Source organism: Tetzosporium hominis, from assembly GCF_002265435.1.
Taxonomy (GTDB): domain Bacteria; phylum Bacillota; class Bacilli; order Bacillales_A; family Planococcaceae; genus Chryseomicrobium; species Chryseomicrobium hominis.
The window spans coordinates 1-280 of record NZ_NOKQ01000185.1 but is presented as its reverse complement, the minus strand read 5'-3'; the positions used below and the strand labels follow the sequence as shown (position 1 = coordinate 280).

Annotated in this window: 1 protein-coding gene; it reads left to right on the top strand. The window is 35.0% G+C overall.

Annotation, left to right across the window (positions count from 1 at the left end):
- Positions 1 to 75 precede the first annotated feature (75 nt).
- The coding region (gene yaaA, locus CF394_RS03835; protein WP_106408203.1) for a S4 domain-containing protein YaaA at positions 76 to 280 on the top strand (205 nt) is incomplete at its 3' end.

Sequence of the window (280 nt, the reverse complement as noted above, 5' to 3'; positions counted from 1 at the left end):
CGTTTTCATTTCAACTGACTTTCCTTCAGCTATTTCGATGAAAATATGGTATAATACCAAAGATTGAGGTGAATTATGGAATACAAATTATTTGAAGAATTTATCACGCTCCAAGCCCTCCTAAAAGAGCTTGGAATTATACAAAGCGGCGGTGCTATCAAAGCCTTTTTAATAGAGCATCAAGTTTACTTTAATGGTGAGTTAGAAAGTAGACGTGGGAAAAAAATCCGTATTGGAGATACAATTGACATTCCTGATTTAAAGGTTGACATCACCTTGA